13 protein-coding genes and 1 tRNA gene are annotated in these 13741 nt (G+C 43.1%); 8 read left to right on the forward strand and 6 right to left on the reverse strand.

Annotated elements, in window-relative coordinates:
* The first annotated feature begins 53 nt into the window (after positions 1-53).
* The gene (locus CMAQ_RS00655) at positions 54-1253 is read left to right on the forward strand and encodes a pyridoxal phosphate-dependent aminotransferase (RefSeq protein ID WP_012185198.1); all 1200 of its coding nucleotides are present in this window, start codon (positions 54-56) and stop codon (positions 1251-1253) included.
* 306 nt (positions 1254-1559) lie between these two features.
* Here the strand turns inward: CMAQ_RS00655 and CMAQ_RS00660 are convergent, their stop codons facing one another.
* Both CMAQ_RS00660 and CMAQ_RS00665 read right to left on the reverse strand, forming a co-directional pair.
* Entirely contained in the window at positions 1560-2591 is a 1032-nt protein-coding gene (locus CMAQ_RS00660; protein ID WP_012185199.1) for a threonine ammonia-lyase, read from the reverse strand.
* Positions 2592-2645: 54 nt separating this feature from the next.
* A complete protein-coding gene (locus CMAQ_RS00665; RefSeq protein WP_012185200.1) occupies positions 2646-4490 on the reverse strand; it encodes an APC family permease in 1845 nt (614 codons plus the stop codon).
* A 236-nt stretch (positions 4491-4726) separates the two neighbouring features.
* Between CMAQ_RS00665 and CMAQ_RS00670 the strand changes: the two genes are divergently transcribed.
* Both CMAQ_RS00670 and CMAQ_RS00675 read left to right on the forward strand, forming a co-directional pair.
* The gene (locus tag CMAQ_RS00670; protein ID WP_048062575.1) at positions 4727-5605 is read left to right on the forward strand and encodes a hypothetical protein; all 879 of its coding nucleotides are present in this window, start codon (positions 4727-4729) and stop codon (positions 5603-5605) included.
* On the forward strand, positions 5571-6341 hold the full coding sequence (locus CMAQ_RS00675; RefSeq protein ID WP_048062576.1) for a hypothetical protein: 771 nt from the start codon (positions 5571-5573) through the stop codon (positions 6339-6341). Before CMAQ_RS00670 ends, CMAQ_RS00675 begins: the two co-directional genes overlap by 35 nt.
* Positions 6342-6352: 11 nt before the next feature.
* On the opposite strand, the gene CMAQ_RS00680 is transcribed toward CMAQ_RS00675, so the two are convergent.
* Positions 6353-6430: transfer RNA gene (locus CMAQ_RS00680), tRNA-Glu, on the reverse strand.
* Between the two features lie 149 nt (positions 6431-6579).
* Here CMAQ_RS00680 and CMAQ_RS00685 point away from each other — a divergent pair.
* Genes CMAQ_RS00685 through CMAQ_RS00695 form a run of 3 tightly spaced genes read left to right on the forward strand, consistent with a single transcriptional unit; the run spans position 6580 to position 8488 of the window.
* Positions 6580-7326 carry an indole-3-glycerol-phosphate synthase gene (locus CMAQ_RS00685; RefSeq protein WP_012185201.1) on the forward strand — a complete coding sequence of 249 codons (747 nt, stop codon included), beginning with the start codon at positions 6580-6582 and terminating at the stop codon, positions 7324-7326.
* Between the two features lie 36 nt (positions 7327-7362).
* Entirely contained in the window at positions 7363-7740 is a 378-nt protein-coding gene (locus tag CMAQ_RS00690; RefSeq protein ID WP_012185202.1) for a hypothetical protein, read from the forward strand.
* Positions 7741-7795: 55 nt separating this feature from the next.
* On the forward strand, positions 7796-8488 hold the full coding sequence (locus CMAQ_RS00695) for a hypothetical protein (protein ID WP_156769798.1): 693 nt from the start codon (positions 7796-7798) through the stop codon (positions 8486-8488).
* Positions 8489-8510: 22 nt separating this feature from the next.
* Here CMAQ_RS00695 and CMAQ_RS00700 read toward each other — a convergent pair whose 3' ends face one another.
* The 3 genes from CMAQ_RS00700 to metG all read right to left on the reverse strand — a co-directional run bounded on the left by CMAQ_RS00700 (position 8511) and on the right by metG (position 11298).
* Positions 8511-8963: a 30S ribosomal protein S6e gene (locus CMAQ_RS00700; protein WP_012185204.1), complete on the reverse strand. Its 453-nt coding sequence runs from the start codon at positions 8961-8963 to the stop codon at positions 8511-8513.
* A gap of 96 nt (positions 8964-9059) precedes the next feature.
* Positions 9060-9497 carry a MarR family winged helix-turn-helix transcriptional regulator gene (locus CMAQ_RS00705; RefSeq protein ID WP_012185205.1) on the reverse strand — a complete coding sequence of 146 codons (438 nt, stop codon included), beginning with the start codon at positions 9495-9497 and terminating at the stop codon, positions 9060-9062.
* Positions 9498-9549: 52 nt separating this feature from the next.
* Positions 9550-11298: a methionine--tRNA ligase gene (gene metG / locus CMAQ_RS00710; protein ID WP_012185206.1), complete on the reverse strand. Its 1749-nt coding sequence runs from the start codon at positions 11296-11298 to the stop codon at positions 9550-9552.
* Positions 11299-11413: 115 nt separating this feature from the next.
* Between metG and CMAQ_RS00715 the strand changes: the two genes are divergently transcribed.
* On the forward strand, positions 11414-12859 hold the full coding sequence (locus CMAQ_RS00715; protein WP_012185207.1) for a PQQ-like beta-propeller repeat protein: 1446 nt from the start codon (positions 11414-11416) through the stop codon (positions 12857-12859).
* A gap of 211 nt (positions 12860-13070) precedes the next feature.
* The gene (locus CMAQ_RS00720) at positions 13071-13688 is read left to right on the forward strand and encodes an ArsR family transcriptional regulator (protein WP_012185208.1); all 618 of its coding nucleotides are present in this window, start codon (positions 13071-13073) and stop codon (positions 13686-13688) included.
* Positions 13689-13741 lie beyond the last annotated feature (53 nt).

The raw sequence follows: 13741 nt of genomic DNA on the forward strand, positions 1-13741 counted from the left end.
AACTCATCCATGGAGAAAATATTATTAAATGCTATTTCAACAGTTAATGCATCATGAGGATCTCTACAAGATCCTCAATGTTCCCGGGATCTAAGATAAGGGCTATTAATGAGGAGGTAGTTAGGCTTTCAAGCCGTGGTATTAAGATTTATGAGTTCCATATAGGGCAGCCGGGTTTACCACCAAGTAAGGACTTGCTTCTTGAGTTTACCAAGGAATTACTTGAGAAACCCTTTGAGCTAAGCATGTACACGCCCAGTAGCGGCATTGATGAGTTGAGGGTCATGATTGCCAATGACTATAGTAAGTACTCTGGGGTCAATGTTACGCCCAGCGATGTATCTGTCACGGCAGGGTCCGCAGAGGCACTACTTGCATTGTTCATGGCCGTAATAGATGAGGGTGATGAGGTTGTCCTCACGGACCCCACGTACTTAATGTACGAACCTGTAATTAGATTTCTTGGTGGCAAGGTTATTAAAGTAAGGGCCAGGGAGGAGCTGGGCTGGTTACCCAGTGAGGATGATTTGAGGAGTGCCGTGGGCAGGAAAACTAAAGCCATAATCCTGGTTAATCCAGACAATCCCACGGGTAGGGTACTTGGTGAAAAGATCATTAAATTGGCTGTGGACTTGGCGAAGGACTATGATGCCTATGTGATCTACGATGAGGCATATAAGCATCTTTACTACGAGGGAAACCATACATATGCCCTTGGGCTTGATATGGAGCATGTGATTGCCGTAAATACCTTCTCCAAGGACCCCGCAATGCCTGGTTGGAGGCTCGGCTACGTGGTTACTCATGAGGAGTTTATCAAGGTTTTTAATAGGGTTAAGCAGTACACGAATCTAAACCCACCAACACCATCCCAGTACGCAGGGCTACTTTACTTAACTAAGTACAAGGAGAGGTACCTAAGTGAGACCCTGCCCATTTACAGGTCAAGGATGGAGACCATGTACAAAGCCATTAGGGAATACTTGCCCAAGGCCGCTGTGGTCAAGCCCAGGGCTGGCTTATTCATGTTCGTGAACCTTAAGCCATACCTGGAGAAACTTGGCATTGATGATGAGGAATTCTCCTTGAAATTAATAAGGGATGCCCACGTAGCCGTGGTCCCAGGCTCTGCCTTTGGCGATAACGGTAAGTACCATGTGAGGATGAACTTCGCTAGGGAGGATGAGAATAACATTGTTGAGGGAGTTAAGAGGATAAGTGAGTATTTAGAGGGAAAACTAAGTAATCCATAACTAGGTAGAACTCAATGATAGTAAAGTTAGGTAAAACAATAGCAGACATGATCAAGGTGAGTGGGGAGTATGAGAAAGGAACTAAGTGATGAGGCGAGGGTTAGGGTAAGCACATCACGGCGGTGCCTCGAGGAATTAAATTGGTAGTGGTATTGTAGTGGTATTAAAATATATTCACTGAGAAACACTGATGGACATGAGTAGATTTAATTAAGATGTGCTACTAATGACGATTAATGCAATTATGAGCAGGGACTCACGTTAAAAGTCAGCATAAAGTGTTGGCGCTGGATAATATACGCTGTATTAAGTTCTGCCTTCATAAGCTTTCTCATTTTCAAGTATTTTCCTTAACCTCTCTACATCAATGTGGCTGCCTGTTATTACAGCAACTACATTATAAACACCGCCTTGACCAAGCTTCTTAACTAAGTCACCATTTATTATAGGCCCTATTGCTATAGCGCCAGCCCCCTCGGCAATTACATGTTCATACTTAAGCAATACGTATACAGCTCTCTCAATGTCACGCTCATTAACTAAGAGCACGCCATCTAGGTAACGCCTTATGTATTCAAAGGGTATCTCGCCAGGTCTAGAGGCAAGTCCGTCAGCGATAGTTTCAATGCTACTAAGCACCACAGGTTTACCCTCCTTAAGTGATAGTACATAAAATGGTGCATTTTCAGGTTGTACTCCATAAACCTTAGTACTTGGCTTAACATGCCTTACTAAGTAGGAGACACCAGCCGGTAAAGCACCACCACCAAGCGGTATAAGTATGGCGTCAACGTTGGGTAAATCCTCAAGTATCTCAAGTCCAATGGTTGTATGTCCAGCAATTACATAGTAATCATTAAATGTATGTATAAGTTTAATCCTCTGATCACTTGAGGAAATCTCGAGAGCCTTCTTCTCAGCTTCAACGTACGACCTACCATACTTAATAACCTCAGCACCATATCTCTCCATATCCTCGACCTTAGACCTCTGCGTGGTCTCAGGAACAACCACGGTAGCCCTGACTCTCAATATGCTGGCTACGTATGCCAGAGCAACAGCGTGATTGCCAGTAGATACCGTTAGGAAGTGCTCATAACCGTCACGCATATACTTATGGACGGCAAAGAATACACCCCTAACCTTGAAACTACCGCTCCTCTGTAGATTCTCCAGTTTTAAGTAGACATTTAAGCCATTACTTGATAGTCGCTCTGACCTATACAGGGGGGTTCTAATCACGTAACCCATTGATTCCATCCTTCTGGTGAATTCCCAAGCCTCCTGAATGAGGGGCATTAAATCAATGGATTTATTAACACCTACATTAATACTCATTGTAAATCATGAATAAAGTATATTTTTAAGCTTTAAATTAACCTCACCATGCCGTTATCTCTTTATTTCCTCCATTATCTGGTCTATTGCCTTCGTCCTAAATGCACTGTAAACAGCCCAATAATGAAATACCAATGTTATTATTGCAGCAATTACCGTGTCTATCGGGAAGGGTATCGCTTTACGTAGACCGAAAGAGCCATAATAAGAAAGTAACGTGATCACAATCATGTAAGTTGGGAACCAAACCCCAGCCTTAAATTCCCTCCTTAAGTAATCACTACCTAGTCTATAAAGTATGGCCATGCTAACGTATATTAACACAGCCGCGACGATTATGTACATTAGCAGGCCCGTGTCATTATAAACCCTTAACCCCTTAGTCACACTATAGAAGTAAGAAAATGCTGCAGCCACGCCTATAGCATCAATGAAGCCTAAAGTTAATGACAGAGGAAGACTTACATTTAATCTCTTGTACGCATAATAACCAAAGTAAATGGGTAACCCCACGAATACTGCCAGAAAGAACTTAGATACCGTACTGAACCCCGACCAGTAAATAATTAGGGATGCCGCAAGCGTCGCTACTGGGGCTAATACCGATGTAGCCCATAACCTGAATGGGCGAGGAAGATCGGGCGCAATCCTCCTCAGTGCCTGCACAGCTATACCACCAGTGACCATGTACGTGAGTACCCTACCAACTGTTGTGAACGAAACTATTGATTGCCAGGTTGGAAACGGCAATAGGTACAAGGCGCCAAGTACCGCTATTGTGATGAGGGACCACTTTGGTATTCTTGTACGGCTTAATACAAGGAACCAAGGTGGTAAATAACCGTCAGCCGCGATTCCATAGAGCGCCCTAGTTGCGCCTCCCGTAGATATAAATCCTGTACCTGCAGGTGATATAACGGCATCTGTTAGAAATACCACGACCCAAGCAGCTAAAAACGCGACAGCTACTGGCACGACGTACTTGAGGGACTCTAGCAACTGTGCTATTGGCGCCTTAGATATTGAGGATGTTCTCAATGCTGCCCAGGCACCCTCCTTAACACCAATTACGTCCCAGTGTATTGCACCTATGAAGGCGAGCTCAAGTAGTATGTATATTGTCATTGCTATTAATATCGCGCTTATGATTGCAAAGGGGATGTCCTTACTGGGATTTTTACCTTCACCACCATACTCAATAGCCTGCCTAAAACCGAGGTAAGCAAATAAAACGCCTCCAGTTGGCATCGCGTAAAATACCGCTGCCCAACCCGTGTACGGTGCAGTGCCACTCGTTGGTATGAAACCACCGCCAGCGGTGAAATTAGCCGGGTTGAATGCCAAGGCTATCATTATCATCGCGGTTATTGAGGGTATCAGTAATTTCCACCAGCCAAGGCCATAGACCGTATCACCAACGGCCTTAACACCTATGTAATTTACATAGATGAATAATGCTAGGAATAGATAGGCAACAACATAACCAAGCGCCGTCAAGATGCCGGTATGAGGATTGTATAGCTGTGGAAAGAAGAAGGATAAATATCGAGTCGCCGTTAAAGCCTCTGTGGGTGGTACAGCCGTTATGGCTAAGAAATAAGACCAACCAATTAAAAAACCAGCAAAGCCACCAAACACGTAGTGTGGATATCTAACAAGTGCGCCTGACTTCGGTATCGCGGAGGCAATCTCAGCATTAGCTAATGCTACGAGCAGTATTATGATGCCGGCTATTATCCAGGCCAATAAGGCAGCGCCACCGGCATAGGAGGCGGCATACATGGGTGCAAACAACCAACCAGCACCGATTATTTCACCAATCGAGAGAAACAATAACCTACGCCTATTTAAAGCTTTACGTAGTTCTCTATCGGTTTTGATACCGAAATCCTCCGCCATACATTCTTAACTTATTTAATGACTTATAAATTTTACCCTATATTACACATGTTATAAAATAGATTAACAATACTCTAATTATCTGAATATAAAATAGATTAACAAACTCCGACCTTGATACCCAATCGTGTGGTTCCTGGTGCTTAATTTCCTAATCATCACCCTGATGCCGGTTTCCTGGTTGATCATTGTAATGAGGAAAGGTATATATCTCAGTATAAAAAGATAAATTTACGATGAGTGGGGGTGTGCTTGGTAGGGGGTTGAGGGTAGTGGGTTTGGTGTTGTTGTTTGTGGCTGTTCTCCTGATTCTCACTGGCCATGGGTTGAGTGGTGGTTTGGGGAAAGGTTCTCAATCAAGTGCTTTACCTGGGTCAGTGGGTGTTTTGTCCATTGGTTCCATACCAGTTAATGCCCCAGTCTTCGTTATTGGACCCAACACCCTACTAAGCCCTGTTAAGGGTTTATTGCTTAATGCCTCTATTACACCCATTGCATTAAGCCAATTAACCGAGACACCAAGCGATAGTTTCATAATAATTGATTGGGATTACATGAAGCCACTACTGATTAACCATTACGGCTTGAATTCCTCAAGCCTAGTCCTCAGTGTATTATCGAGGTTACTCTCTAGGGGTGATTTCATTGCACTATACGGTAATGCCAGTGATGAGGGTTTAATGGGCCTTACCCTAACCCTAGCATGGGCTAGGGGTGTGAATAATGAGTTAATACTCTCCACGGGCAACTCCTACGCATTCAGAATGCTGCTAACGGCTGTCCCATTAATACCAATGAGGGGTGATGTCATGGAGATAGCCTACGGGGGTAGGGGTTGGTTAGCCATAGCACCAATACACGAAAACCAACTAATAAACTACATAATACCGTACATGATGATGAGGAGCGGGTTAATAAATGCATTAAAGGTGATGCAGTACGTAGATCCTCCTGGTGACCCATGCTGGGAACTATGGCTTCAGTTCTACCCACAATCATCACCAAACGGAGTCTTTGAGAATAACGAGGTAACACTGATATGGTTAGCACCACAGTGGGGCGGACCATACCTTAATTATTATGTTAATGGTTTGGGGGGCGTATCAGGATGGTAATGGCACATTCTTTATCGACTCATGCATAGAATTCAATAACTACGGCGGTGCTGGTGATGGCACTGCAATCATAGGTGTATCGGTTAATAACTTCATAGATTATTCGGTCGCCCCCACTATGGTTAGTAATGGTGGTTTTGAGGATTGGCAGCTTGGGGCCATGGATTACTACACGGGCTATGAGGATTATGTTAACGGACTGTCAAGCGCCTTCTTCGGAAGCGGTGGTGGGGTTCGGCCACATCTACCCCCCATTAGAGAGAGTATAAGCCTAACCACACCACAGGTAACTAATTATCAAGCACTCTCTATGACCTTAGTTGAGGGTAATTTCACCTGGGTCTTCAAAATAAAGAATGGCCACATAGCGGAGGGTTATTATAATGCCTTTGGGGATTCGGTTGGTGATGCGGAATTATTCATACCCAGTTTTAATCCAAGCAACTCCTATGTGGCGTTTTTGCCTGTGGATTTTGAGAATTTGGTGGTTACTTCAAAGTACTGGGTGTTCACTGGGCGTACCTTAGAGCCATTCTGCACCTACAAGCTCATGTGGACTGATGTATTGTGGAATGTTGTCGTAACACCCATTACTCAAGTATCAACAGGTAGCTACTTATTCAACTTCAATAATACCTTTACAGGCATACTCATTGAAAACACACCACCAAACAGCTACCTAACAGGACTAACAACCGGAACAACACCATGCTACACCCTACCATCACCACCGTGAAAACAACAACATGGTGCCCCGGCCGGGATTTGAACCCGGGTCACGGGCTCGAGAGGCCCGCATACTTGTCCGGGCTATACGACCGGGGCTTATGACTCGTCTATACTTGGCTTTTTTAGCTTTTCCCACGCATTTAGCGTTTAATCGGGTTAATATTCCTTAATTTAATCAACCAGTGTACTGCTACTGATTAATGCTTAAATGAATGCATTTAAAGCCTGCTTAATGCTTCTTATTCATGGGGTTTCTTGATGATGTTAAGAGGCTTACTGAGCTTAGGGTTAAGTTAATGAGTGGTCCTGTGGCTAGGGCGCCTAGTTTAGTTAAGGCTATTGAAGGTAGGAATAGTGAGGGTTATGTTGGTTTAATAGCCGAGTATAAGAGGGTTAGCCCTAGTGGGGTTATTAGGCTTGACCTGGATGCCTACAGTTACTTCAACCAAGTATCATCCTACGCCACAGGCTTCAGTGTGTTAACTGAACCATTCTTCTTCACTGGGAATACCTTATTCATTAGAATCGCCTCAATGTTCAGTAAGCCTATACTCTATAAGGACTTCGTTATTCATGAGTACCAGGTTGAGGAGGCCTTTAACAATGGTGCAAGCGCAGTACTCGTAATATATAGATTACTTAACGGTGATGTTGGGTGGCTTATTGATGCGGTTAGACGTAGGGGGCTTGAGCCACTTATAGAGGTTGATAATGTTAATGATGCTGTTAACGCCGCTAAGGATTACCCTGGATTCATGATTGGTGTTAATTCAAGGGACTTAGGTGACTTAACAGTATCCCTTGAGAGGAGTATTGAGATAATTAGGGCTATTAGGGGTAAGGGAGTCTTGATCATTGCCGAGAGTGGGGTTAAGGGTAGGGGTGAGGTTGAGGCTTTAGCTAGGGAGGGTGTTAATGCTGTCCTCGTGGGTACTGCATTAATGAGGAATCCTGCCTTGGCTAGGGAGCTCCATGATGTGAGGCTTGGTTGAAATGCTTAAAAACCTTGTTGATTAAAATTAAGCTTGGTGGTTAAGGCTAAGACGCTTACCTTATCAAAGTACTTAATGAATCTCAGTGACAATATTGATGCACGTAGGCTTAAGGAATTGATTGGAAGCCTACTTAACTTAACGTATATTGTTGCTGATGATGAGTCTGAGCTTAATGATGAGGGTGTTAACGATTTCCAGTACATTCTTCACCTTGCACTTGCTGTACTTCGATTAGCTGAGGAGCCATGCTTAACGTCTGATTGCATTAATAAGGTCATTAATGTACTGAGGAGGACTAGTGAGGTGGCTTACGGTTGCGTTAATGATTGCGGTGAACTTAAGGTGATTGCCGAGGAGCTTAGGAGTCTATATAACCATGAATTATCCTACTCATCCTACTGGAGGTTTTAATGCGAGTACCCCTGTGTGAATAATGCTTATTAATTCCCAGTTTACCGTTCACTTAATGTCTAGGAAGAGTAGGGGAAGTAGGAAGAAGAGGAGACTATTCATAGTGGCTATAATCGCTATTGCAATAGCTGAGGTGGGGTTCATAGTGGCTTACATTGGTCCAACCCTACTCTATAAGCAACCTAGTGCTGAACCTAATTTATTCTCATTAATAGGTGTGTCACTTGTTAACGTATCATCATACACCACTACACCATCATTAATGAATCCCCTCGTTTTCAACGGCACTAAGCCGGTGGCAGTATTCATAACCATGGCACCCACGACACAGTGCACAATACCCTACAGCCTACTAAGCAATTTAACCGCATCATCAAACGTAATACTGGTTCTACTGAGCTCCCCCACAGTGGGCCTACAGTTCATAACCCCGCCCCAGTGGACTAATGTTTACTACAGTATGGAGACCCTTAACTGCACTGCACCACCTAATGTTTACTTGGCTACTGCGTCATGGTTCAGTAGTGGTTCCCAGATACCAGTGGGTTTATTTAATGCAACCCAGGCACTTAACATAATTAACGCATCCACAGTGCTTAACGCCCTAGAAGGTAATTCAATAAGCACTGTACTGCCAATGATCATAGTATCCTACGGTAATGGTACATTAGTGGGATACTTAACAGGCCTTAATGCATTAAATTACAGTAAGATAGCCGTGTTGATTAATAAGGCATCAGGTAGCTGATGTGATGCATTTACTTAATATTTTATTGAGCCGCCTCAGCTTTTTCCTCGGCCTTGGCTTCAGTAGGCTTGGCCTCCCCACTAACCTGAATTACGGGTTCCTTATCCCAATTTTCAGGGTAAACTAAGACTGCGTTAACTTGAACAATTTGGTCACTAATAGTATTACCCCTAATTAATCTCCTCACCCTTAATCCCTTCTTCTCAGGCCTAAAGCCTGGCCTACCGGAGAGGAGGGCATACTTCTTCACAGGCCCCTCTATGCCTGGGTGCATTGGTGCCCCATCGTACCCAGTGCCTCCAGTTATCTTAATTCTAAAGCCCTGCGGTAGATCAATAATCTCCTTAATTAATTGAGCATCAAACACATCCCCTATCCTTAACCCTATTAGCCTCTGGGCCACCTCATCCTTAACCTCAAGTTGCTTAGACTTACCGCTCCTTGGGTCACTTAACACTAGCTTAAAGGTTGGCATTACGCGACGCTACATGCTTATTTTTTAAACTTTACCACGTACTTAAGGCTCCATCCTCTAGAGGGGTAGATGCATGGGTTTAGGTACATTATTGAGTTAAGTTGCGTTCTCTTGACCAAGTGTACTCCTTAGCTTAATCAAGTTATACAGCCAATTACCCAGTAATTCGCAGGTTTCGGGGGAATTCTCATGGCCGACGCCGCATGAGGATATGTAGGGGCAGTAGAAGCAGGGTATTGTGGCTAGGAGGTTTAAGTCAACCTCAGGTATTATACTGGCCTTAGCCTCCAGTTTCCTGGCCTCCCTAAGCCCCTTCCTTGTTAACTTAATTTCATAAACCTTCTCATTAACCTTCCTCCTTGTTACAAGCCCCATTCTGATTAACTTATTTAATGCAGGTATACCCACCTTACTGTTGGTTCCAGCCATTTTCCATAAATCCTTCTGCAGGCACTTACCATTAAGCCTAATTAGAGTTAAGAGTATGTTAACTTCAACAGGCCCTATCTCATCATTATTCTGCTGATTAGACACAGGCGTTGAGTTTACCTGGGTTATAAATATTTACCGTTAATGCGCATTTGACTTAAGGATTAGGTAAGTAGGCTTGCTCCCACGGGTATTTACCCTTATCCTTAATGTCCCTTATTTCATCAAGCTTCTTAAGCATTACATTCAACTCCTCCTTACTTATTTTCCTGAATAATGGCTTTGGTTCACTTAGCCGTAATCCCTGTTCAATAGGCTTCCTAGCATCCCCCCATCTTAAGCCATTACTGTAACCCATCATTCTCCATAACTCATTAATACTGAAGGGTATTACTGGTGCAAGTGTTATTGATAATGTCTTAACAATGCTCATGAGCATATATATTGCACTATTGAATTCCACTTCACTTAATCTCCATGGTTGCCTCTCATTAAGGTACTTATTGCCTATCCTTGCTATTTCAATAGACTGGGATACCGCATCCTTTAGCATTATTCTCTCATAATCCTCCTCAACAGTGTTGAGGATTTCAAGAACCTTACCGTAAATCTCCTGGTCCTGCTCAATCATCTTAACGTCACCGGGTACAGTACCCCACCTCCTCTTAGCCAGTGTCAATACCCTGTGTATGAAGTTACCCACTGTGTCATTCATAATTGAGTTAACTACATCTAGGAATGAATCCCACGTGAAGTTACTATCCCTCTGCTCAGGCCTATTGTAAATGAGGTAGAACCTCCAGTAGTCCGCTGGGAGTAGGGCTATTGCTTCATCAGCCCAAATCCCAACCCTCTGGCTCTTTGAGAACTTCTTGCCTTCGAAAATCAAGTACTCGGTTGATGACGTTGTCCAAGGCATTACGTAATCCTCCCCCGTAGCCATAAGTAGTGCTGGGAATATTATTGTGTGGAACGGTATGTTATCCTTACCTATGAAGAATACAACTCTAGTCCCCTTATTAAACCAGAACCTCCTCCAATCATCCTCCCTGCCAAGCCTCCTAAAGTACTCTATGGTTGCTGAGACATAGCCTAAAACTGCCTCAAACCAGACGTAAATAGTCTTACCCTCAGCTCCAGGGAATGGGGCTGGGATACCCCACTTATTATCCCTTGTTATTGCCCTAGGCCTTAAACCCTCCTTAAGTATCCCCAGGCTCATTTGCTTCGCATTATCTGGAAGCGCACTATTCCCCTCAATGTAGCTCCTAATCCTATCCTCAAGCCTCCTTAAGTCGAGGTACCAGTGCCTGGTTAATCTCCACTCTGGTGTTGAACCACATATCGCGCACTTGGGGTTAATTAACATTCTTGGTTCAAGCAACCTACCGCAGTTCTCACACTGATCACCCCTTGCGTAGGGGTAACCGCAGTATGGGCATGTACCTATCACGAACCTATCAGGTAGGAATATCTTATCCCTTGGGCAGTAGGGTAATTCATCATCCTTAGTGAATATGTAGCCATTATTGTAGATTTTAGTGAAGGCATCCCTAACATACCACTTATGAACCTCCGACTCAGTCCTAGTGTAGTTATCGGGTTCAATACCCCAAAGCTTAAGTAACTTAACAATGATTTCATGCATCCTATCCGTTAATTGCCTTGGTTCAATACCCAGTTTAATGGCCTCAACCTCAATTGGCGTACCATGCTCATCACTACCAGTGACAAAGACGACATCATAACCCTTCAACTTAAGATACCTTGTGAATACATCAGCGGATAATAGTGAACCTATTAGATTACCTAAGTGTGGGACGGCGTAAATATATGGCCATGCTGAGCCCACAACCCACCTTACCTCATTTCCATTGGGGTCACTGAAGATTCGCCTATCAAGCACTCTTAATAAGCTTTTCCATTACAATAAATTAGGCTGCTTAAGTCCATTACCCTGAGCCAATACTTAGAGCACTGGTGAGTTCGGTTTTTAAACTGATATTGAATCGACGCTGCACATGAATAGGTATCAGGTAGCGATAACGGTTATTTCGATAGCGTTAGCTGTATCCTGGATTATATCAATAGTTAATATTACCTCTGCTAAAACCAATGCAAGCATAACTGTAACAAACACCATTACTCAGACTATTACAAGCACCGTAGTTAGAACCATTACGTATACTCCCCAATACACTAAATACACTAACGTTACCGGCAGCAATAGTAGTCAACTTAATTACCAATTCATGTTACCTTACGTAGTTCAATCAATACCAGGGGAGTCTAGTGGGTACTGGCGTAATACGGTAATGTTCGATGGTAATCCACAACATGATTACTTTGTACCAACTAGAACAGGTTACTTCATGGTCAACGTTACTTGGGCTATTATTGTTCAACCAACCATCTACGGTTACTTACTCATAGTAACCACCTCAGGTCCATTTAACGCCACAAGCTTTAGTGTTAAAGATGATGTAGGTAGCGTCTGCGCATTGAGTGCAATTAATGGTGACGTGGTTTGGTGTAGGGTCTTCCCTAATCAAATAATGACGCAACCCATTGTGATCAACGACACACTGGTGGTTGGTTTAGGAAACGCCGTGTTAACCCCAACATACAGGGGCACTGGTGTTAATGCCGTGGTGGCGTTAAATGTGAGTAACGGTAACGAATTATGGAATTACACCACGTTGGGTGAAGATATGCCAACACCAGTTTACTACAGGGGCATGGTAATTGAGGCTGATGGCAGCGGGGATGCCTTCGCATTAAATATTACTAACGGTAAACCCGTATGGATTGATCAATTAGGCACCTACGATAGCATGTCTTCACTGCTCCTGGTTAATGGCATTGTTTACTTTGGTACATCAACAACATTCTGGGCTATTAATGCAAGTAATGGCGCAGTGATATGGGGTGATTATCTTTATGGAACTTACCAAAACATGGGTGGTTTAGATGATTCATCACCAGCATACTATGGAGGCATCGTAGTAACGTCATTCACTGTACATCTCTCTAATAACCTTATGGATGAGGAATTAGTCGCCTTTAATGCTACTAATGGTAATATCCTATGGACCTTCTATGAAGGAATATCACCAGTGCCACCTAACCTTGAGGCTCCACCTGTGGTAATACATAGGGGTATTGTCTTCCATGATTCACCAGTCGGTGTACTATATGCTATTAACGTAACTAATGGTAAAGTATTATGGACATTTAAGACTGGACCCACGTTAAGTACTGTGGGAATTATAGGTGATTATATTATTATTCAAAATAGAACCGGTGAAATGTTCGTACTTAGCCTTAACGGCGACTTAATTAAGACTATTATTACTCCGGTGATTCCGGGTCCAGGTAGTCCACTTATCACGAAGAATTCTGTAATAATAGCCGGCTTAAATGGAATCATTGACTCAATACCACTCTACATAGTTCTACATACATAAGTAGTAACTTAAATTATGTTTTTAAAACTATAATTCATTAGTTTATACTGGTAAATTAATGAGAGTTGACGCCTTCGTGGGAAGATTATAAATCAAGCAGATATACTAACTATTACTGAATCGTTACCATTATTTACGTTACCTCATTCGTAATCCAGTAACTTGAGTAGTGTTTAAAAGCAGTGGTGGTTATTTATCATAAGTGGTTTAAATGTCCCTAATTGACGTTAGTAGGTTAAATGAGTTTGATGAGGATATGGTGATAAGGTTCCCCATAAGGCCTCATACGTTTAAGAAGGGGAAGGTTAGGTTAATGAGTATTGACGCCTTCGAGAAGGCTATTGACCCAAGTAGGCTAAGCATACTTAAGTTAATTGCCTTCGGTGTGTCTAAGCCGTCTATAATTGGGGTGAAGCTTAAGATGCCTAAATCAACATTGTATAGGCACTTGTCAGTGTTAATGAAGTATGGTTGGATTGAGAGGAGTAGCAATGGGTTAGTTTTCTCAGCCCCAATATACCTCGCCTATGAGGTTGAGAGCGGGAAGCCTGGTTCATTAGGCCTAAGGCTTCTTAACGGGAAGGGTGCTTTCATAGATGAGAAGACGGGGTTCATAATAATCAATGGTGTTAGACCCATTCAAAACTGTTTAAAATGCCCAATGCTTAGGCAATGTACCGAGCACGTTAAGTTACTGGCTCATGAATTCAACGTAACCCTGAGGAGTAAAACCCCCGCTGAGGCTTATATAGAGGTTTTAACCTGGGTAACGTCTAAGAATTTAGCCAGGATACTTAACTCAATATACCTTGATTTAAGCATTAGGTGAAGTTAAGCCCGTTGCGGAAAAGTAATAAAAACACACGCATGGTACTGATAATT

Source organism: Caldivirga maquilingensis IC-167, assembly GCF_000018305.1.
Lineage (GTDB): Archaea > Thermoproteota > Thermoprotei > Thermoproteales > Thermocladiaceae > Caldivirga > Caldivirga maquilingensis.

Bases quoted from the DNA above. Each gene is read 5' to 3' on its own strand.
- CMAQ_RS00655 (WP_012185198.1), top strand. From the start codon at position 54: ATGAGGATCTCTACAAGATCCTCAATGTTCCCGGGATCTAAGATAAGG.
- CMAQ_RS00700 (WP_012185204.1), bottom strand. From the start codon at position 8,963: ATGCCAACCTTTAAGCTAGTGTTAAGTGACCCAAGGAGCGGTAAGTCT.
- CMAQ_RS00670 (WP_048062575.1), top strand. From the start codon at position 4,727: ATGAGTGGGGGTGTGCTTGGTAGGGGGTTGAGGGTAGTGGGTTTGGTG.
- CMAQ_RS00695 (WP_156769798.1), top strand. From the start codon at position 7,796: ATGTCTAGGAAGAGTAGGGGAAGTAGGAAGAAGAGGAGACTATTCATA.
- CMAQ_RS00665 (WP_012185200.1), bottom strand. From the start codon at position 4,490: ATGGCGGAGGATTTCGGTATCAAAACCGATAGAGAACTACGTAAAGCT.
- CMAQ_RS00685 (WP_012185201.1), top strand. From the start codon at position 6,580: ATGGGGTTTCTTGATGATGTTAAGAGGCTTACTGAGCTTAGGGTTAAG.
- CMAQ_RS00675 (WP_048062576.1), top strand. From the start codon at position 5,571: ATGTTAATGGTTTGGGGGGCGTATCAGGATGGTAATGGCACATTCTTT.
- CMAQ_RS00715 (WP_012185207.1), top strand. From the start codon at position 11,414: ATGAATAGGTATCAGGTAGCGATAACGGTTATTTCGATAGCGTTAGCT.
- CMAQ_RS00720 (WP_012185208.1), top strand. From the start codon at position 13,071: ATGTCCCTAATTGACGTTAGTAGGTTAAATGAGTTTGATGAGGATATG.
- CMAQ_RS00660 (WP_012185199.1), bottom strand. From the start codon at position 2,591: ATGAGTATTAATGTAGGTGTTAATAAATCCATTGATTTAATGCCCCTC.